18 protein-coding genes are annotated in these 18,901 nt (G+C 64.4%); 2 read left to right on the top strand and 16 right to left on the bottom strand.

What is annotated here, in order from left to right; genetic code table 11:
* Positions 1 to 15: 15 nt before the first annotated feature.
* The 9 genes from FJ430_RS26685 to FJ430_RS26725 all read right to left on the bottom strand — a co-directional run bounded on the left by FJ430_RS26685 (position 16) and on the right by FJ430_RS26725 (position 8,335).
* Positions 16 to 756, bottom strand: a complete 741-nt coding sequence (locus FJ430_RS26685) for an ATP-binding cassette domain-containing protein (RefSeq protein ID WP_140703065.1) — start codon at positions 754 to 756, stop codon at positions 16 to 18.
* A complete protein-coding gene (locus FJ430_RS26690; RefSeq protein ID WP_140703063.1) occupies positions 753 to 1,712 on the bottom strand; it encodes an ROK family protein in 960 nt (319 codons plus the stop codon). The genes FJ430_RS26685 and FJ430_RS26690 overlap by 4 nt, the downstream gene beginning before the upstream one ends.
* The gene (locus FJ430_RS26695; RefSeq protein WP_140703061.1) at positions 1,709 to 2,527 is read right to left on the bottom strand and encodes an alpha/beta fold hydrolase; all 819 of its coding nucleotides are present in this window, start codon (positions 2,525 to 2,527) and stop codon (positions 1,709 to 1,711) included. The genes FJ430_RS26690 and FJ430_RS26695 overlap by 4 nt, the downstream gene beginning before the upstream one ends.
* Positions 2,524 to 3,351: a sugar phosphate isomerase/epimerase family protein gene (locus FJ430_RS26700; protein ID WP_140703059.1), complete on the bottom strand. Its 828-nt coding sequence runs from the start codon at positions 3,349 to 3,351 to the stop codon at positions 2,524 to 2,526. The genes FJ430_RS26695 and FJ430_RS26700 overlap by 4 nt, the downstream gene beginning before the upstream one ends.
* Positions 3,351 to 4,430, bottom strand: coding sequence for a Gfo/Idh/MocA family protein (locus FJ430_RS26705; RefSeq protein WP_140703057.1), 1,080 nt, complete (start codon positions 4,428 to 4,430; stop codon positions 3,351 to 3,353). Before FJ430_RS26705 ends, FJ430_RS26700 begins: the two co-directional genes overlap by 1 nt.
* 574 nt (positions 4,431 to 5,004) lie before the next feature.
* On the bottom strand, positions 5,005 to 6,162 hold the full coding sequence (locus tag FJ430_RS26710; protein WP_140703055.1) for an ROK family transcriptional regulator: 1,158 nt from the start codon (positions 6,160 to 6,162) through the stop codon (positions 5,005 to 5,007).
* A gap of 73 nt (positions 6,163 to 6,235) precedes the next feature.
* On the bottom strand, positions 6,236 to 6,718 hold the full coding sequence (locus FJ430_RS26715) for a DoxX family protein (RefSeq protein ID WP_140703053.1): 483 nt from the start codon (positions 6,716 to 6,718) through the stop codon (positions 6,236 to 6,238).
* Between the two features lie 147 nt (positions 6,719 to 6,865).
* A complete protein-coding gene (locus tag FJ430_RS26720) occupies positions 6,866 to 7,327 on the bottom strand; it encodes a tetratricopeptide repeat protein (protein WP_140703051.1) in 462 nt (153 codons plus the stop codon).
* A 36-nt stretch (positions 7,328 to 7,363) separates the two neighbouring features.
* Positions 7,364 to 8,335 (bottom strand): MBL fold metallo-hydrolase, encoded by a 972-nt coding sequence (locus FJ430_RS26725; protein ID WP_140703049.1) that lies wholly within the window; start codon positions 8,333 to 8,335, stop codon positions 7,364 to 7,366.
* 780 nt (positions 8,336 to 9,115) lie between these two features.
* Here FJ430_RS26725 and FJ430_RS26735 point away from each other — a divergent pair.
* Positions 9,116 to 11,743 (top strand): EAL domain-containing protein, encoded by a 2,628-nt coding sequence (locus tag FJ430_RS26735; RefSeq protein WP_226891930.1) that lies wholly within the window; start codon positions 9,116 to 9,118, stop codon positions 11,741 to 11,743.
* Positions 11,744 to 11,943: 200 nt separating this feature from the next.
* The gene (locus FJ430_RS26740; protein ID WP_140651698.1) at positions 11,944 to 12,939 is read left to right on the top strand and encodes a transporter; all 996 of its coding nucleotides are present in this window, start codon (positions 11,944 to 11,946) and stop codon (positions 12,937 to 12,939) included.
* Positions 12,940 to 12,949: 10 nt separating this feature from the next.
* Here FJ430_RS26740 and FJ430_RS26745 read toward each other — a convergent pair whose 3' ends face one another.
* The 7 genes from FJ430_RS26745 to FJ430_RS26775 all read right to left on the bottom strand — a co-directional run bounded on the left by FJ430_RS26745 (position 12,950) and on the right by FJ430_RS26775 (position 18,876).
* Entirely contained in the window at positions 12,950 to 13,636 is a 687-nt protein-coding gene (locus FJ430_RS26745; RefSeq protein ID WP_140703047.1) for a glutathione S-transferase, read from the bottom strand.
* A 59-nt stretch (positions 13,637 to 13,695) separates the two neighbouring features.
* Positions 13,696 to 14,625 carry an EamA family transporter RarD gene (gene rarD, locus FJ430_RS26750; protein ID WP_140703045.1) on the bottom strand — a complete coding sequence of 310 codons (930 nt, stop codon included), beginning with the start codon at positions 14,623 to 14,625 and terminating at the stop codon, positions 13,696 to 13,698.
* Positions 14,626 to 14,748: 123 nt separating this feature from the next.
* Positions 14,749 to 15,276, bottom strand: a complete 528-nt coding sequence (locus FJ430_RS26755; RefSeq protein ID WP_140703043.1) for a hypothetical protein — start codon at positions 15,274 to 15,276, stop codon at positions 14,749 to 14,751.
* 4 nt (positions 15,277 to 15,280) lie between these two features.
* Positions 15,281 to 16,897, bottom strand: a complete 1,617-nt coding sequence (gene cimA, locus FJ430_RS26760) for a citramalate synthase (RefSeq protein WP_140703040.1) — start codon at positions 16,895 to 16,897, stop codon at positions 15,281 to 15,283.
* 49 nt (positions 16,898 to 16,946) lie between these two features.
* Positions 16,947 to 17,915 (bottom strand): prolyl aminopeptidase, encoded by a 969-nt coding sequence (pip, locus tag FJ430_RS26765; protein WP_140703038.1) that lies wholly within the window; start codon positions 17,913 to 17,915, stop codon positions 16,947 to 16,949.
* On the bottom strand, positions 17,912 to 18,388 hold the full coding sequence (locus FJ430_RS26770) for a GFA family protein (protein ID WP_140651939.1): 477 nt from the start codon (positions 18,386 to 18,388) through the stop codon (positions 17,912 to 17,914). The genes pip and FJ430_RS26770 overlap by 4 nt, the downstream gene beginning before the upstream one ends.
* Positions 18,388 to 18,876 (bottom strand): GFA family protein, encoded by a 489-nt coding sequence (locus FJ430_RS26775; RefSeq protein WP_140703036.1) that lies wholly within the window; start codon positions 18,874 to 18,876, stop codon positions 18,388 to 18,390. Before FJ430_RS26775 ends, FJ430_RS26770 begins: the two co-directional genes overlap by 1 nt.
* Positions 18,877 to 18,901: the final 25 nt, after the last annotated feature.

Here is an 18,901-nt window from a genome sequence, read left to right on the forward strand (position 1 = left end):
CCTCCCCTGTTGCCTTTAGGCCGCGGCCTTGGCGCCGACGATCAAGGCGGTGATTTCCTCGGGCGAGCTGGTCGAAGCGAGCTTGTTGGCGACCAGGTGGCCGCGCCGCAGCACCATGATGCGCTCGCACACGCCGAACACGTCGGGCATGCGGTGCGAGATCAGGATGACGGCGACGCCGCGCTCCTTGAGGCGCTTGATCAGCGCCAGCACCTCGGCGACCTGGCGCACCGAGATCGCGGCGGTCGGCTCGTCCATCAGCACCAGCTTGGCGTCGGCCAGGCGGGTGCGGGCGATGGCGACCGCCTGGCGCTGGCCGCCCGACATGCGCTTGACCACGTCGCGCGGCCGCGTCTCCGACTGCAGCTCGCGGAACAGCTCGGCGGCGCGCTCGCGCATCTTGCGATGGTCGAGGAATTTGAATGGACCGACCGAGCGCATGATCTCGCGGCCGAGGAAGACGTTGGCGGCGGCGCTCAGATTGTCGCAAAGCGCCAGGTCCTGGTAGACGATCTCGATGCCGGCGCGGCGGGCGTCGGACGGCTGGTTGAACTGCACCTCCTTGCCGTCGAACACCATCTTGCCGGACGAGACCGGGAAGTTGCCGGCGATCATCTTGACCAGCGTCGACTTGCCGGCGCCGTTGTCGCCCATCAGGCCGACGATCTCGCCGGGCTCGATCTTGAACGACACGTCCTCGACGGCGTGGATAGCGCCGAACTGGCGCGAGATGCTCTTCAGCTCCAACAGGCTCATGGCGGGGACTCCCGTTCTTGCTTCGCTTCGGATGCAGGCATCGATCGAGCCGCGGCATAGTCGTCGGCGGCCTTGAGGCCGCCATAGAGGACGGCGCGCCAGCCGAGCCCGGCCCAGCGTAGGTCCATCGGGCGGCCCGTCTCGGCGAAGGGCGCCCGGAGCGCCACCAGTTCCTCCAATTGCCGGCGCGGAAATGCCTCGATCGCGCAGACCCCTCCCCCGAGCACGACCGTGGCCGGGGAAAACAGCGCCACCGCCGTGCCGATGGCGAGCGCCTGATCGCGCACGAACCGATCGACGTCCGCACCAAGCCCGGGGATGCGCCGGGACTGGACAAAAACCTCGGTGACGGGAACGCCGTGCCTGGCGGCGATGACTTCCAGAGCGCGGCCGGAGACGTAGGTTTCCAGGCAGTCCGTGCGCAGTCCTTCCAGCGTCCTGCCCTCATTGCCGAAAGGCATATGGCCGATCTCCAGCGCCCAGCCGCCGCCGCGAAAGGCTTCGCCGCCCTGCAGGAAGGCGCCGCCGACACCGGTGCCGAAGAACAGGCCAAGCACGCTGTCGGCGCCTTTCGCTGCACCCGCGATCACCTCACCCGCCAGCACAAGGACAGAGTCGCGTTCGATGATGACGGGGAAGCCAAGCAGCGCGCCGAGCTCGCTCGCCAGGTGGTGGCCGTTGAGCTCGGGCACATTGCCGGCGAACAGAACGCGGTCGCCGTCGGTATCGATGAAGCCGGGAACGGTCGAGACCATCAGGTCGGGGGTTAGGCCCGCCTCGGCGCAGAACTCCCTGACCAGCCTGGCGAAGCTGCCGACGGGATCGGCGTTGCGCATCAAGGCGGACGGGAAGAGCCGCTCGCCGGCCTGCGCGACACGGTCGACGACCATGCCGCATTTGACCGAGGTGCCGCCGACATCGACGACCAGGATCGAGCGGATCGAGGCGCGTGTCATCGGTCGCCTCCCCTGTCCGGAAGGAAGTCTGCCAAGGCGCTCCGGAACTCGGCGATATAGGCCGCGCGATCGACCGTCTTCGACGTGATCTCGGCCAGCCGGGCGCCCGGGATGAGACCGGCCAGCTCGCGCGCATAGGAAAGCGGGTGGACGTAATCCTGGTCGTTGCCGATGATCAGCACCGGCTGCCGGATGGCCTCGATCCGGGCGCGGCTCACGCCCGGCCAGTCGAGCGGAATGCGCGTCAGAAGCGCGATCGTGGTATCGGGCCGCGGCCGCTTGAAGAAGCCGATGAGCGAGGCCGCGTTGTCCGGCGAGGCCGCAAGGACCTCAATGAACTCCGGCGATACGCGAAAACGCTCCGCGCCTTCTTCGGCGCCGTATTTTTCGAGATACCGCGCCGCGACGTGATAGCCGTGCTGGCGCTCGATGGAAGGTGCGTCCACCCAGGCCGGCCGCGCCAGCGCCAGCTTTGCCACGCGCGGGGCATGAAAGCCTGCCAGCCGCAGCGCAATCGCCGCGCCCAGCGAGATGCCGCCGACCGCAGCCTGTTCGATGCCGAGATGGTCGAGCAGCGCCAAGGCATCGTCGGCGAACTGCGCGATCGAGAGGCGCGACGGATCGCCAAGCGCGGAGGCGCCGTGGCCCCGGCACATCAGCGTGACGCGTTGCAGACCGGTGTCTTCGGGAAACACCTCGACCGGCTGGTCGAGAGGCGCGCCGAGCCCGTGCTGCCAAAGCACCGGGTATCCTTTGCCCGCGACATCGAAGGCAAGCGCACAGCCGTCAGCGGTGGTGAAGGTTCCGGCGGTCACGACACGTCCTCAAGAAGCGTGCGCAGAGCCGCGCCCGACGCGGCCGCATCCTTATGCCCAAAGCCATGCGCGACGACCGCCTGGCCGTAGCCGCGGGAGCGCAGCAGCCGCAGGAACCGGTGGAGGTCGACGGCGCCGGCGCCGGTGGCGACAACCGTGCCGGCCCGGTCGATGTCCTTGGCATGCGCCAGGACAATGTGCTCGCCGAGCAGGTCCACCGCCTCTTCCATGACGCGGGCCTGATCGCTCAATCTGTCGCCGACGAGATTGGCGGCGTCGAGGATGATGCCGAGGCGCGGGCTCCTGACCTCGTCGAGGATCCGCCGCGCGAGAACGGCGTCGGCAACGACATTGCCGGGCTCGGGCTCGATGCCGAGCCGCACATCGTGCTTGTCGGCAAGCTCGAGCGCCGCATCGAGCTCGGCGCGCAGATCGGCCCAAGCGGCCGGCGAGGCGTTGTCGGGATGGGCTGCCCACATGTCGTCGGCGTTGCGCGAGCCGGTGCACAGCGTCACGATCGGCGCGCCAAGCAGCGGCGCGGCGGCGACGACATTGGCGAAGCGGGCGCGGGCGGCACGGCGCACCGCCGTATCGGGGTGAGCCATGTTGTAGGTGCCGGAGAGGCCGGCAATTGCCAGGTCCTGCGCGCGGGCAGCTTCGGCGAAGGCCGTGAGCTCGGCGGCGGGGACAGTGTCCGGAAGGCTGGCCAATCCCAGGCATGACAGGTTGAACTGCATGCCCTCATAGCCGTCTTGCCCGATCGCCCAGAGCAGCTGGTCGACGGGGCCGAGCGGATAGGTCCGGGCAAAGATTGCGGGATACATCAGACCGGCCCCGAGGCGTCCGCCAGATCGACGGGCTTGCCGCTGCGGACCGACTGGCCGATCGCCACCATGGCGCGGATGGAAGCGACGCCGTCCGCGACCGAGGCGCCGTTCATCGGCACGCCGGTGAGCACGACGTCGGCGAAGCCTTCGAGCTGGCGGCGATAGAAATGCCCGTCGGCGCCGAGCACGCGCTCGGAGGAAGCGCTGCTCTCGCGGAAGATGTCGACCTCGCTCGACTTGTAGTACCAGGGGTTGAAGATCTTGCCGATGGCGCTGCCGTTCTCGCCATAGAGCTGGAAGCCTTCGTGCCAGTCCATCCGGACCGGCAGCGTCAGATCGAGATGGCCGAGCGCGCCATTTTCGAATTCCGTGTCCACGAACCAGCAATGGGCGCCGAAGCGTTCGAGCAGACGTGCCTGCACCGACTTGATCGGCCCCGCCAGATAGCGCGCGAGATCGACGAGATGGCTGCCATGCGCCAGCATGAAATAGCGCTGGCGATCGGCCTTCTGGTCGCCGGCCGGCTTTAGCGCCTTGGCGCCGGTCCTTGGCACCGGCTGCACCGCATCGGTCATGGTGTAGCGATGGGTGGAATCGCAGTACCAGGCCTTCAGCGCCAGCAGCGAGCCCATCTCCTTGGTGGCGAATTCGTGCGCTGCCTGGATGCCTGGATCGAAACGCAGCATATGGCCGATCTGCAGCACCAGGCCGGTGCGCTCGACATGGCCTCTCAGCTCCTCCGCCTCCTCGACCGACATTGCGATCGGCTTTTCGCAAAGAACGTGCTTGCCGGCCGAGAGAGCCTTGATCGCCGCCGGAACGTGGAAGGCATCTGAAATGCCGATGACGATCGCCTCGACCTCGGGATCGGCGAGCATGCGGTCATAGTCGTTATAGATGCTTGTCGCGTCGTAGAAGGAGCCGAACCGCCGCGCCAGATCGGCATCGGCATCACAGACGGCCTGGAGGACGACGTTCCTGCCCTTCTGCGCCGATTCCAGATGCGCGAATTGCGAGATCGGGCCGCAGCCGAGGATACCGATGCGCAGACAACGGGCGTCTTTCTTGACGGGCACAGGCTCGCTCCCCTGATATTTGTTTTTGTCTTATACAAAAACAAATATCACAAACCGCCCCGCGTCAAGGCGCTTGATTAGGATTTCTGCGATGGCTGTTTTGCGGGATGCGACAATAGATCGACTTCGCATGGCCGCGGTCGGCGCTAGTGCTTTGAGTTGGCTCACCAAAATGGACTGTCGCAGCGCCCCGCTGTTCGCCAGTGCGTGCAAGAAAAAACCTTGGAAATGACAGCCAGTTCCTCAGCACAGGGACTGGATTTTCACCGTCTATTTCCGTGGAATCAGCGCAAACGCTGGAGATTGGTGGAAGCCTCCCCAACGTCGTCATCCCTGGGCGGAGCAGCCGCGAAGCGGCGTCGTGGGGACCCTGGGATCCATTCGGTTACTTTGATCGAAGAACGTAGCGGAGCAGAATTCTGGACCGCAGCAGCGCTCATGAGTCACGGAATGGATCCTCGGGTCTGCGCGCGTCGCTACGCTCCTTGCTCCGCCCGTGGATGACGAGGCCGGACCGGTTCGGCCAATCTCCAAGGCATACCACCTGCCAACGCAGACATAGCCGACTGGGAAACTACCGCGTGCTGGCCTCGAGGTCCGGGAGAGCGAAAAGCGTGTCGCGGATGGTCGCCGCCGCGCCGATCGCGGCGCCGTCGGCGCCGAACTGCGCCACCCTGATCTCGGGCATCGCGAAGCCCGCCAGAAGCCGCCGCTTGATATCGGCCTGGATGCGCCGGCCGAGCTTGGGATAGAGGCCTGCCAGCGGGCCGCCGAGCACGATGCGCCCGGGGTCGAGCAGATGGATGGCGTTGACGAGGCCCGCGGAAAGGCCGCTGACCCAGGCGTCGAGCACGGCGTCCACGTCCTTGCTGCCGACGCTTGCAAGCAGCATCTGGACGCCGTCGGCCACTGGCTGCCCCTCTTCGAACAGCCGCGTGAAAAGCTTGGCGCCGGCCAGCATCTCGAATGTATCGACGCGGCCGCCGGCGGAAACGATGGTGTGGCCGATTTCGCCGGAGTAGCCGTGCCCGCCCATCACGACACGGCCGTCATCGATGATGGCGCCGCCGATGCCCTCGGCCAGGAGAACGACCAGCATGCTGCCGGCCTTCGCCGTGGCGGAGGCGGCAAGCTCGGCATTGGCGAAGGCGAAAGCGTCGTTGCAGACCATGACCGACCAGTCGGCCGGCGACTTGGCCGTCAGTTCCGCTTGCAGGGGATAGTTGCGCCATTCCAGGAACGGCGCATGCACCACGCTGCCGTCGCGGCCGACGAGGCCCGGCACCGAAATGCCGATGCCCTCCACCTTGTCCTGCAGAGCGGGATTTTCGTTGAGCAGCCTCTCGATCAGGGAGAGCAGCCTTGCCGATATATGCCCGGCGTCGCGGTAGCGCGGACCGGTCGGCTCGACGATGCGGCTGACGACATTCATCTGCAGGTCGAGCAGCACCCCGGTCAAGGAACGCGTGCCGACATCGGCGCCGACAAAATACGCCCCCGAAGGGTTGAGCGACACGCCCACGCCCGGACGACCCTTGCGCGTTTCAGGGGACATTTCGGCGCTCTCGACGACAAGGCCGGCATCGAGCAGGACGCGCATGGCGTTGCCGATCGTGGCCCTTGTCAGGCCGAGCTGGCGGGCCATGTCGGCGCGGGAGAGCTGCCGGCCGTTTTGCAGCAGTCTCAGGCAACGCCTGGCGTTGATATGGCGCAGTAGGCTTGTCGTATTCAAGGCGACGTCTTCAGTTTGGGACCCGAGCAAATAGCATCCGGCGCCAGCAATCCAAAGAGGTTTCCGTGCCGCCTCAAACCGGCAGGCTCGTCTCCCCCACCGACGGATGCTGCTCGACGGGCGGATCAATCTTGGTGTCCTTCGCGAGCCTGGCCAGCACCCTGTCCACCGACAGCCTGCCGGAACCGGAGAGCGCCAGGATGAACATGCCGCCGGCGATGGCGAGATCCTTCTCGAAATGCAGCAGTTCGTTCTGGCTGGCGAAATTGGTGTGGAAGAGGCCGGCCGTCATCAGGCAGAACAGGCCGAGGCCGATCGCGCCGAGCCGCGCCAGGATGCCGAGCGCCACGGAGAGGCCGGCGCCGAGCTGCAGCGCGATGGTGGCCAAAAGCAGCGGCGTGCCGACGCCGAGCGCGGCCATCGCCTTCTGAGCGCCTTCGAAATGGGTCGCCAGTTCCAGTCCCTCATGCACGAAGATCAAGGACAGGAGCAGCCGGCCGACCAGCAGGACCGCGTCCCTGGCGTGAAGTTTTTCGGCAAGTTCGATCGGTGTCATGGTCGGCTCCAATCTTTGGAAAAGGGGTTGGCGCCGCGCGCCCGAGGTTGAAAGGTCGGAGCCGGCGCGAGGGAGAGGAACGCCGGCTCCGGTTTTCGGGCGCTACTGCCGTGGCGCCCAAAAGGATGACGAGCTCTTATGGGCCGCCTACTTGGTCACCTTGGTGTCGATCGCCTGCTTGAGGTCGGAGAACTCCTCGCAACCCGACGGGCAGAGCTTCTGCAGCGAGGCGAGCTGCTCGTTCGCCTTGGCCATGTCGCCGGTCTCGACATAGAGCTCGCCCAGATATTCATGCGCGGCCTTGTGGTCGGGCTGAAGTTCCAGCGCCTTGGTATAGTAGGTGAGCGAGGTCTGGTAGTCGCCGGTCTTGCGCAGCGTGAAGCCGAGCAGGTTGTAGACGTCGGCCTGCTGGGTGTCCTGCGCAAGGTCACGCAGGTCGGCCAGCGCGCCCTTATAGTCCTTGGCCTCGATCTTGGCCTTGACGGCCGTCAGGTCCGGCGCGTCGGCGCCTTCGATATCGTCCACCGCATAGGCCGGAACGGCGATGGCGATGGGGGCCGCGGTCAGCACCGCAATGGCGCCGAGCACCTCGAAAAGTGCGTGTTTCATTGGAGTTGTCGCTTTCTGTTCAGGATCCGATTCAGATCAGATCTGGGTTGGGGTGAAGGCGTAGGCGTTGCCGTCCCTGACGAAGCTGCCTGTGCCGGGGAACGGGAAGTGCGAACCGCAGATGCGGACATTGTCGGCGATCACCTGGTCGATGATCCGGTGGCGCGTGGTGATCGCCATCGGCCCATCCTGGTCATAAGCGCCCTGCCATTCGGGATGCGGGGCAAGCAGCGCCGGCACGTACATGGTGTCGGCCGAGACGAGGAACTGCTCGGAGCCGGCATCGACATGGTAGACGGAATGGCCGGGCGTGTGGCCGGGCGCCGCCATGAGGCGGATGCCGGGCACCACTTCCGCGCCATCGTCGACCAGCTTCCAGTTCTTCCATTTCGGGAAGTTCTCGGCGATGCGCTTGCCCGCCGGCTTGCGGCCCTCGGGCAGCTTGGCGAGGCGGCTCGGATCCGTCCACCAATTGTATTCGGTGGCATTGACGATCAGCTCGGCATTCGGGAACACCGGATTGTTGGTGCCTTTTTCCATCAGGCCCCAGACATGGTCAGGATGGAAATGCGAGATCATGATGGTGTCGATCGCCTTGTAGTCGATGCCGGCGGCCTTCATGTTGGCCGGAAGATGCGTGGCGTTGGCCTGCCACTGGCCGACGCCTGAACCGGCGTCCATCATGATGGTGCGGCCGTTCATCTGAAGCACCACGACGGTGAGCGGGATCGGCATGAATTCGGTGGTCAGTCCGGCCTTGGCGAGTGCCGCCTTGGTGTCGTCGATCGACACATCCTTGATGAAGGCCGGGTCGTGCGGCTTGCGCCAGATGCCGTCATAGACGGCGGTGACCTCGAGCGAGCCGACCTTGTATTTGTAGAAGCCGACCAGCGGCTCGACCGGGGTTTCGGCGTAAGCCGCGGGCGCGAATTCCAGCTTGCCGGCAATGCCGAAGGCGGCCGCGGCGGCGGCGGAACCGAGCACCATGCGGCGTGTCATGTTGAACATCAGAAATCTCCTCTTGTGGCTTGGGCGTTTGCTTCAGGTTTCAGGCGGTATGAGAGAATGGCGGAGGGCCCGGTGCGACCCTCCGCCGGCTGCGGAACCGGAGCCGGCCGGTCCGACTGAAGACCGGCCGGCTCCGGGGAGATCGGGACGTCTGGTCGTTGACCCAGGGCGAGGCGTGCCTTCCTCACACCGGCATCAGGTCCTTCGATCCCGCCTCCTGGGCGAGGACCTTTCGGTCCCGCCGGCTCAGCGACCCCAGGTGCCCTGGCCGGGCTCTTCCGCAGCAATCCTGGCCGCCGGCTTCATATCGGGCTTCGCGATGGAGGCAGTGGTGGTGGAGTCGACGGACGCGGCCTGCTGGCCGCCATTCGTCCGGGGAAGCGGTCGCTGCCGGCAAAGGCGCTGCCGGTGGCAACGAGGATGGCGAGAGCGGTGAAGACGGTTTTGTTCATACGCGTAGTCCTTCCGGGTTGGTTGATGCGTGCCTTGGGAGGACGGCCTCGCTACAGCCAAGACCCGGAAGGCCCGGGCTTTATTCCCGGACGCGGAAGATTTTTTGGGAGCAACGGAAAATCGCGATTTTTGCGGGATGAACGGCCCAGTTGGCCGGCGTTAATCATGGCTTGAGTTTGTTGGCTCAAGGCAAGCCTCCAGGCCGCGAACGGCGCAATTTGAGGCTGGCATGGAAGTTCTAATTTAAGCACTTTCCTTTAACTCCGATCGATGGGGCGTCGTCCTCCGATCGATGGAGCGTCGTCTAGAAAAGCTATTCGGGTTGAATTGACCGGGAAAATTTTCAATATCGGCCGCATCAGGCAGGCCGTTTTCTCTTCCGCCAACGTGCCGGCGGCGATTGCTTTCGTCGTGCTCTTGATCTGCGCGATCTTCGTCGACCAGCAGAACAAAACGGTTTCCGATCAACTCACGCGCGCGGACGTCCTCTACAAGGTCAATATCATCCGCGCCAAGCTGGAAGGAAACATCAACGGCAATCTCCAGCTGGTTCAGGGCCTCGTCTCGGCCATCGTCACCGAGCCCTATATGGGGCAGCAGAGATTTGCCTCCCTCGCTGCCAATCTCTTCAAGCAGAAATCGCAGTTGCGCAACGTTGGCGGCGCGCCGGATCTCGTCATTTCGCTGATGTATCCGATGGAGGGCAACGAGAAGGCGATCGGGCTCGACTACCGCAAGAACGAGGCGCAACGCTTGGCGGCGCTCAGGGCCCGCGACCAGCGCATATCGGTCCTTGCCGGTCCCGTCGACCTCAGGCAGGGCGGGCGCGCCTTCATCGGCCGGATCCCTGTCTTCGTGCCGACAGCGGGGGGCGGCGATCGCTTCTGGGGCCTTGTCTCGGCGGCTATCGATATCGATCGGCTCTACGCCGCAAGCGGCCTCACCGACCCTGATCTCGACATAGATGTGGCGCTTATCGGAAAGGATGCGCTTGGCGGTGGCGGCCAGCGCTTCTTCGGCAGCGCCGACATCGTCAAGAACAATCCGGTGACGGCAGACGTGCAGCTGCCGTTCGGTTCCTGGCACATATCAGCAATCCCCAAGGGCGGTTGGCCGACCGTGCCGAAGAACGAGCGGGGCTTGCAGGCGCTCATGGCGCTCGCCGCTGTGCTGGTGGTGCTGCCCATCCTGGTGGCCGGACGGCTGTTCGGCGAAAGGCAGAAAAACTATGCTGAATTGAGGCGCCTGTCCGGGAGGCTGGAACTGGCGCTGGAGGCTTCAGGCATCGGCGTGTGGGAGCAAGACCTCTTCACCGACGAGCTGCTGTGGGACGATCGCGTCAATGAGATCTACAACAAGCCCGCCGACGGGAAGCCGCGCGGCTATGACGACTGGGCACTGGCGATCCACCCCGAGGATGTCGCGCGGGCACGGCGCGAGTTCGACCTTGCCGTGGGTGCAAAAGGTCCCTACTCGTCGCAGTATCGACTGCTTCGCCCAGACGGCACCGTCCGCCATGTGCGCGCGCGCGCAAGCTACTTCCAGGACAGCGACGGCACGCCGAAGATGGTCGGGGCCGAATGGGACGTGACCAGCGACGTTCTGCTCAACGAGAATCTGGTGCGTGAACGGCAATTGTCGGAATCGAAGAATGCCGAACTCAAGACCGCCAAGGCGCGCATCGAGCATGTTGCGCTGCACGATTCACTTACCGGGCTGCCCAATCGCCGTTACCTCGATGAGATGCTGGCTAATTCGCCCGAGGATCGCACTGCGCTGCTGCATCTCGACCTCGACCGCTTCAAGCACATCAACGACACGCTCGGCCATGCGGCGGGCGACGCCATGCTCATGCATGCCTCGAAGGTCATCAAAGCCAACGCCCGGGCAGGCGACTTCGTGGCGCGCATCGGCGGGGACGAGTTCGTTGTGGTTTGCCAAGGGCGCGATGACAATGAACTCGCCGCGCTAGCGGATCGTATCATCGAAGAAATGCGCCAGCCCGTCGACTATAAAGGCCACCAATGCCGGTTTGGGGTCAGCATCGGGATTGCGGCGCTTAGCGGCGTCGATGCGAAGCAGTTGCTGGTCAACGCCGATCTCGCGCTCTATCGAGCCAAGAGCCGCGGTCGCAACCGCTATGAGTTCTTCAACGAAGAGCTGCAGAGCGAGATCGTCAGGACCAAGCAGACCGCTGACGAGATCCTCAGCGGGCTGGAGCGCAACGAGTTTATCGCCTACTATCAACCACAGTTCGATGCCAAGACGCTCGAGATCGTCGGCGTCGAGGCGCTGTCGCGCTGGCGCCATCCACGGCGCGGCATCCTCGCCCCCGACATCTTCCTCAAAGTGGCCGAGGAATTGAATGTGGTCTCGCTGATCGACCGCACGATCCTCGAACAAACGCTGGAGAATTTCCAGCGCTGGTCGCGCGACGGCCTCAACATTCCGCGCTTTTCCGTCAACGTCTCAGCACGAAGGCTGGAGGACAAAGACCTGATCAACGGCCTGCGCATGCTGGCGATCAAGGAGGGAACCGTCTCGTTCGAGCTCGTGGAATCCATTTTCCTGGACGAAAATGACGAGCTTGTCGCCTGGAACATCGAGCACATCAAGGAGTTCGGGATCGACATCGAGATCGACGATTTCGGCACGGGCCATGCATCCGTCGTCAGCCTGCTCAAACTGCAACCGCGCCGTCTCAAAATCGACCGGCAACTCGTCACGCCGATAACGGGCTCGGCGGCGCAGCGGCGGCTGGTGTCGTCAATCATCGAGATCGGCAAATCGCTCGGCATCGGGGTCGTGGCGGAAGGCGTCGAGACGATGGAACACGCGCGCATCCTGAAAGAGCTTGGCTGCGACATCCTGCAAGGCTACGCTTTCGGGCGTCCGATGGACCCAAAATCTTTCAGGACCTTCGCGATGTCGCGCAAATGGCTGGCGACTGGATAGGCAGGCGAAGCGAGCTGCCGTTTGATCGCAACGCCACGGCTGCGCAGCCAGTTCGGCCAACGATAGGACGGCTCTGTCGAGAGTGGCTGCAGCCGTAAAGACGGTCACCAAACTGTCACACTGGGCGGCAATCGCCATGGTAGGTTTGCACTGGCCGCCCCCCGCGACCCCTGACCGCACCAAGAGCCGGCGAAGCCGCCATGAACATCGCCCTCCCCGCCGAAGGCACCGACCTCTCGCCCTATCTGCCGGACGAGCACGGGCTGTTCTTCATCTATCATTTCAAGGCCGATGGCTCCCGCACCAAGGATCCCGCCGAGGCGCATTGGAGTTGGCGCAGCTACCAGATCACCGACATGCGCGCCCGCCAGGAGATCGGCGCCGAGCAGGCCCTGCCGCAGCCGGTGCGCGATGCCTTCCTGTCGCCCAGCCATGGCTGCCAGATCGATTTCGAGGACGACTTCCTCTATGGCGACCTGCCCGACCTCAGGCATGACTTCGCCGAGGCGCGCGGGCTCACGCATTTCCGTTTCGCCTTCAACGACAAGATGCTGGTCGGCGCCCGCAAGCAGCCGCTGGAATCGGTCGATAAGATCCGCAAGCTGGTGGAGGGCGGCACGCGAAAATTCCGCACGCCGGCCGAGCTGATCGAGGCGGTGATGGGCCAGTCGCTCGACGGCATGGCGGCCGAGCTTGACAAGATGGGCGATACGCTGGACGGCATCGAGGACCGGATCGTCGTCGATGCATGGCACAGCGAGCGCCAGGCGCTGGTCGATGCGCGCCGGCAGCTGGTTCTGATCCACCGGCAGATGGCGACGCTCACCAACCTCTTCCGCCACCTCGACCATTCGCATCGCAACGAGCTGCCGGACCCGATCAACGACATGGCGACGCGGCTATCGCACCGAGCGCACACGCTGCATCACGACGGCGAGCAGTTGCAGGCGCGCACGCGCCTGTTGCAGGACGAGCTGATGGCCAAGCTCACCGAACGGTCGAACCAGTTGCTCTATATCCTGTCCGTCATGACGGCGGTGCTGTTGCCGATGACCATCATCTCCGGCCTGTTCGGCATGAACGTCGGCGGGTTGCCGCTGGTCGACACGCCGCTGGGTTTCTGGGTGGTGACGGCGATCTCGGTCGTCATCGCCGGCATCGTCTATACGATCGTGCGGCGGCTGGGGCGGGTCTGAAGCAATCGCGTCAAGCGGTTGCCCGCAGATCCTCGACGATGGCGCCGGCGGCGGCGACTTCGGCTTCGTGGCCGGGTTCGCGCCACGTCTCGGCAAGTCCGGCCGCGTACCATTCGCGCATGGCCGGCAGGTCGAGCAGCCGCGACGGATAGGCGGCGGCTGCGCCTTCGAATGCCAGGCCATAGGACTGCGCCCTGAACGCGATGGGGGCGAAGAAGGCATCGACGGCACCAAAACGGTCGCCGGCCAGGAAAGGTCCGCCGAAACGCGCAAAGCCATCGTTCCACAAGTCTCCCATGCGGAAGATGTCGTGCTTCAGCGCGCCGGACATGGGCGAAAGCTTTACCCGCACGCCGCAGCTCATCGGGCAGTCATTGCGCAGCGCGGTGAAGCTCGAATGCATCTCGGCGGCGGCCGAGCGCGCCCAGGCGCGCGCCTTCGTCTCCGACGGCCAGACGCCCTGATGGCGTTCGGCAAGGTATTCGACGATCGAGAGCGTATCCCAGACGGCCCAGCCATCATCGACAAGACAGGGCACGCGTCCATTTGGCGAGAACTGCCGGTAGAGGCCGAAACTCGATCCGGTCGGGAACGGCGTCAGCCGCTCCTCGAAGGGAATACCGAGGACACGCATCAGCAGCCACGGGCGCAGCGACCAGGACGAATAGTTCTTGTTGCCGATATGCAGAACGTACATCGGGTGCCCTCTGCTTCTTGTTTACGCAATTCCGGACGGAAAACCGTCTCGCACTTTGCTTATCTCGTCGCGGCAGCCGGCGGGCGGACCTCGCGCCCCCTGAACATCGACCAGCTATACATGGCCAGAGCTGCCCAGATCAGCGCAAAGGCGACAGCCTGGGTGCCGCCGAACGGCTCGTCGAAGATCAGCACGGCGATCAGGAATACCATGGTCGGCGCGATATATTGCATGATGCCGATGGTGGACAGGCGCAGCAGCCTGGCGCCGAAGGCAAAGAGCAGCAGCGGCACCGCGGTGACCGGGCCGCAGCCGATCAGCAATGCGGTGTCGGCGCCTGTGCCGGAAATCAGATGATCCTGGCCGGTGGCGATCAGGTAGACGATGTAGCAGAGCGCCGGCACCGACAGCAAAAGCACTTCGAGCAGGAACCCCTGGCTCGGGCCGATCGGCAGTGTCTTGCGGAAGAAGCCGTAGGCGGCGAAGGAGAAGGCGAGCGCCAGCGACACCCAGGGCAATTTGCCGGCCTCGATTGTGAGCACCATCACCGCGACCGCGGCCAGCGCCACCGCGGCGATCTGCAACCGGTCGAGCCGCTCGCCGAGCAGCACCGCACCGACAACGACGACCACCAGCGGGTTGATGTAGTAGCCGAGCGCGGTCTCGACGGTGCGGTCGACCGCGATCGCCCAGACATAGATGCCCCAGTTGATCGAGATCAGCACCGCCGTCAGCGCCGCCATGGCAAGGCTCTTCGGCGAGCGGATCGCCGCCTTGAAGTCGGCGGTGCGGCCAGCCCAGATGAGCACCGCCGCCGCGATCGGCACCGACCAGACGACGCGGTTGGCGATCACCTCGGCAAGCGGCAGATGCGCCACCGCCTTCATGTAGAAGGGCAGCAGTCCCCAGAGGAAATAGGCGCCGAGCGCCAGGAGGAAACCGCGGCGGGCCTTGGCATCCTGATCGAGATCGGCTGTAGCGGTGACCATGGCCTGACGCTATGGCCCAGCGGATCGCCCAAGACCATCACAAAATTATGATGGATCAACGGACTTTTCGTGATGGTTCAAACAGTTGACTACGCTCCAAGACGCCTAAACAGCGAAGGCTGCTCATTGCTGGGCGGGTTTTTCGACAAGCTCGAAGAAGACCCTATCGGGTACTCCCTCATCATGCCTGAAGCCAGTCAACTCCGCCGCCAAATCGAGGGGAATGTCGAAGGCATAATCGACATCACTTTCGTTGTCCTGCTTTGAAAATGCCTGCTGCCTCAAGGATTCAAAGGAGGCTGGAAGATCGCCCGTGGTATGGAGATCCCTGACGTGTTTGTCGCCGCTATGCCAGACCCTCCAGATATTCTTTCCGGCGCTCCATAGCTCGGCGCGAGCAAACATCGTGTGTTCTTCTATGTGCACGATGACCATTTCCCTGCCTTGCGAAAACGCAGACAAGTAACTGTCGGGAGGATTGGGATAGCTGCAGTAGCCGAGGATGACGATCGCCCAGTTCTTCTCGCTGCGATAAGCATTCACCGGCGCATCGAAATCCTCCGATGTGTCGCCGACTTCCCTGCCAAACAAGGCAGCGGCTTCCTTGATCCCGTAACCCCGAAGGCCAAACCAGCTTATCGAAAAGCCCACGCGTCTACTCCGCCGCCACCAGCCCCGCCATGTCGCGGTTCTTCATCAGCTTGTAGACGATCGAATCCATCAACGCCTGGAAGGAGGCGTCGATGATGTTTTCCGACACGCCGACGGTCCACCAGCGGGCACCGGTGGAATCGTGCGATTCGATCAGAACGCGGGTGATCGCCTCGGTGCCGCCGTTGAGGATACGCACCTTGAAGTCCGCGAGCTCGAGGTCGACGATCTCGCTCTGATATTTGCCGAGGTCCTTGCGCAGCGCGATGTCGAGCGCGTTGACCGGGCCGTGGCCTTCGGCGACCGACATCTTCTCCTCGCCGTCGACCTCGACCTTCACGATCGCCTCGGAGACGGTCTTCAGATTGCCGTTGGCGTCGAAGCGGCGCTCGACCATGCAGCGGAACGAGGTGACGTTGAAGAACTCCGGCAGGCCGTGCAGCATCTTGCGGGCCAACAATTCGAACGAGGCGTCGGCGCCTTCATAGGCATAGCCTTCGGCCTCGCGCTCCTTGACCACGGCGATCAGCGCGTCGAGCCGGTGATCGTCCTTCGGCACGTCGATGCCGCGCCGCTTCAGCTCAGCGAGGAAATTGGCCTTGCCGCCCTGGTCGGAGACCATGACGCGGCGGCGGTTGCCCACGGCTTCCGGCGGGACATGCTCATAGGTCGCCGGCTCCTTGGCCAAAGCCGAGGCATGGATGCCGGCCTTGGTGGCAAATGCCGATGAGCCGACATAGGGCGCCTGCGCTTCCGGCGCGCGGTTGAGCAATTCATCGAACGCACGGGAAAGCCTCGATATTCCGGTCAGCGCCTCGGCCGAAATGCCGGTCTCAAAACGATCGGCGAAGGCGGGCTTCAGCGCCAGCGTCGGGATGATGGAGATGAGATTGGCGTTGCCGCAGCGCTCACCGATGCCGTTCAGCGTGCCCTGGATCTGGCGCACGCCGGCCTCGACCGCGGCAAGGGAATTCGCCACCGCCTGGCCGGTATCATCATGGGCATGGATGCCGAGATGATCGCCAGGAATGCCGTGCGCGATGACCTTGCCGACGATTTCGCGCACTTCCGAAGGCTGCGTGCCGCCATTGGTGTCGCACAGCACCACCCAGCGCGCGCCGGCTTCATAGGCCGTCCTGGCGCAGGCCAGCGCATAGTCCGGATTGGCCTTGAAGCCGTCGAAGAAATGCTCGCAGTCGACCATCGTCTCCTTGCCGGCCGCGACAGCGGTTTCCACCGAGGTCTTGGTCGACTCCAGGTTCTCCTCGTTGGTGCAGCCGAGCGCGACGCGCACGTGATAGTCCCAGCTCTTGGCGACGAAGCAGATGGCGTCGGACCTCGACTGCACCAGCGCCGCCAACCCCGGGTCGTTGGAAGCCGAGATCCCTGCCCGCTTGGTCATGCCGAAGGCGACGAATTTCGCGCGCTCAGTCCGCTTCTTCTGGAAGAAAGCTGTGTCGGTCGGATTGGCGCCCGGATAACCGCCCTCGACATAGTCGATGCCGAAGTCGTCCAGCATTTTGGCGATGGCGATCTTGTCCTCGACGGAAAAGTCGATGCCCGGCGTCTGCTGGCCATCGCGAAGCGTCGTGTCGAAGAGATAAAGGCGTTGCTTTGTCATGGCTGCGTGGGTGCTTCAGCACCCTCCTCTGGCCTTGCGGCCGGTAATATCATTTCTTGCCGGCGAACCCATCCGTCGCCCGGATCAGCCGATCCAGTATCCCCGGCTCCGAATAGGCATGGCCGGCGCCTTCGACCAGGTGGAAATCCGCCTTCGGCCAGGCCTTGTGCAGCGCCCATGCATATTTCGCCGGACACGGCATGTCGTAGCGGCCGTGGACGATGGTGCCGGGTATGTCCTTCAGCTTCCAGGCGTCGCGCAGCAACTGCCCTTCCTCCAGCCAGCCGGCATGGACGAAGTAATGGTTCTCGATGCGGGCAAAGGCCACCGCGTAGTCGTCCTGGCCGAACGGCGTGCTGGTTTCCGGCTCTGGCAGCAGCGTGATCGTCTCGCCTTCCCAGAGGCTCCAGGCAAGGGCTGCCTGAACTTGAGCCTTGCGGTCGGACCCGACCAGCCGCTTGCGATAGGCGGCCATCATGTCGCCGCGCTCGCCCTCGGGGATCGGCGCCAGAAAACGCTCCCATTTGTCGGGAAACATTTCCGAGACGCCGAACTGATAATACCATTCGAGTTCGGCGCGGGTCAGCGTATAGATGCCGCGCACGACCAATTCGCTGACGCGGTCCGGATGCGTCTCGGCGTAGGCGAGCGCCAGCGTCGAGCCCCAGGAGCCGCCGAAGACAAGCCATTTGTCGAAGCCCGCCATTTCGCGCAGGCGCTCGATATCGGCGACGAGATGCCAGGTGGTGTTGGCCTCGAGCGAAGCGTTGGGCGTCGACTTGCCGCAACCGCGCTGGTCGAACAGGATAACGTCGTAGAGCCTCGGGTCGAACAGACGCCGGTGTTTCGGCGAGATGGCGCCGCCCGGGCCGCCATGCAGGAACACGGCGGGCTTGGCGCCCTTGGTGCCGCAGCGTTCCCAATAGATGGTGTGGCCGTCGCCGATATCGAGCATGCCTGACTCGAACGGCTCGATCTCCGGATAGAGCATACGCAACGAACTGCCGTGGATCGTCATAGTTTCAAGCCCTGCTGCGGCCAGTTGGCCGTCTCGTGGTCGGGATGCTGGAAGGAGATGATCTGCTCCTGCCGTCGATAGAAGTCGGGATCGTCGAGGATCGGCGCCTCGAAGATCTTCTCCACCCAGGGCAGCCGAACCGCGTAGTTGACCTGGATCTGCGGCGCGAGGTCGGAGCGGTCGTCGAAGGCGCCGATCGCGATCTCCAGCGCGCCAGGCTGGCGATAGGTCAGCGGCGTGCCGCAGCGGGCGCAGAAACCGCGGTCGATGTTGACCGAGGACTGGAAATAGCTCGGCTCCTCATGGGTCCATTCGACGCCGTCCTTCGGCACCGTCACCAGCGCGCCGAAGAAATTGCCGAACTGTTTCTGGCACATGCGGCAATGGCAGATGGAGGGGCGCCCGAGCTTGCCCTTGATGCGGAAGCGCACGGCGCCACACTGGCAGCCTCCGGTTCGAACGTTTTCGGTCATCATCTTTCCTCCGGTGGCCATTGGTCGGTGTCGTGATCGGGATGCTGGTAGGAGACGAGCTCGGCGAGGTAAGGCGCCGAGGCGATATCGGCCATCGTGTCCTCGGACGGCAGCTTGGGGATGCCGTCGACATAGGGAAGTTTTGCCTCCGTCCCCCACTGGATGGTGGGCGCGATGCCGGTCGGGTCATCGAAGGCGGCGATCGCAAGCGCCACGCCGTCGGGGGCCTCGAAGGTCAGCGGCGTGCCGCATTCGGCGCAGAAGCCGCGCCAGGCGGCATTGGACGAGCGGAAGCGTTTGGGCTCGCCGCGCGTCCAGTCGAGCATGGCGCCGCGCACCGAGACCAGCGGCAGATAGAAGTTCCCGCTCGCCTTCTGGCACATGCGGCAATGGCAGACAGAGGCGTCGCCCAGCGCCCCTTCGACGCGGAAACGCACGGCGCCGCACTGGCAGCCGCCGGTGTAGACAGGCCGGTTGTCGAGGCTCATGACACACTCCCGCTCATGGGCTGCT

This window comes from Mesorhizobium sp. B2-8-5 (assembly GCF_006440675.2).
In the GTDB taxonomy this organism is placed as follows: Bacteria; Pseudomonadota; Alphaproteobacteria; order Rhizobiales; family Rhizobiaceae; genus Mesorhizobium.

What these genes read in the sequence shown, in the direction of transcription:
- FJ430_RS26685 (WP_140703065.1), bottom strand. Translation starts at nt 756, where the DNA reads ATGAGCCTGTTGGAGCTGAAGAGCATCTCGCGCCAGTTCGGCGCTATC.
- FJ430_RS26690 (WP_140703063.1), bottom strand. Translation starts at nt 1,712, where the DNA reads ATGACACGCGCCTCGATCCGCTCGATCCTGGTCGTCGATGTCGGCGGC.
- FJ430_RS26700 (WP_140703059.1), bottom strand. Translation starts at nt 3,351, where the DNA reads ATGTATCCCGCAATCTTTGCCCGGACCTATCCGCTCGGCCCCGTCGAC.
- FJ430_RS26715 (WP_140703053.1), bottom strand. Translation starts at nt 6,718, where the DNA reads ATGACACCGATCGAACTTGCCGAAAAACTTCACGCCAGGGACGCGGTC.
- FJ430_RS26720 (WP_140703051.1), bottom strand. Translation starts at nt 7,327, where the DNA reads ATGAAACACGCACTTTTCGAGGTGCTCGGCGCCATTGCGGTGCTGACC.
- FJ430_RS26725 (WP_140703049.1), bottom strand. Translation starts at nt 8,335, where the DNA reads ATGTTCAACATGACACGCCGCATGGTGCTCGGTTCCGCCGCCGCCGCG.
- FJ430_RS26740 (WP_140651698.1), top strand. Translation starts at nt 11,944, where the DNA reads ATGAACATCGCCCTCCCCGCCGAAGGCACCGACCTCTCGCCCTATCTG.
- FJ430_RS26745 (WP_140703047.1), bottom strand. Translation starts at nt 13,636, where the DNA reads ATGTACGTTCTGCATATCGGCAACAAGAACTATTCGTCCTGGTCGCTG.
- rarD (WP_140703045.1), bottom strand. Translation starts at nt 14,625, where the DNA reads ATGGTCACCGCTACAGCCGATCTCGATCAGGATGCCAAGGCCCGCCGC.
- cimA (WP_140703040.1), bottom strand. Translation starts at nt 16,897, where the DNA reads ATGACAAAGCAACGCCTTTATCTCTTCGACACGACGCTTCGCGATGGC.
- pip (WP_140703038.1), bottom strand. Translation starts at nt 17,915, where the DNA reads ATGACGATCCACGGCAGTTCGTTGCGTATGCTCTATCCGGAGATCGAG.
- FJ430_RS26770 (WP_140651939.1), bottom strand. Translation starts at nt 18,388, where the DNA reads ATGACCGAAAACGTTCGAACCGGAGGCTGCCAGTGTGGCGCCGTGCGC.
- FJ430_RS26775 (WP_140703036.1), bottom strand. Translation starts at nt 18,876, where the DNA reads ATGAGCCTCGACAACCGGCCTGTCTACACCGGCGGCTGCCAGTGCGGC.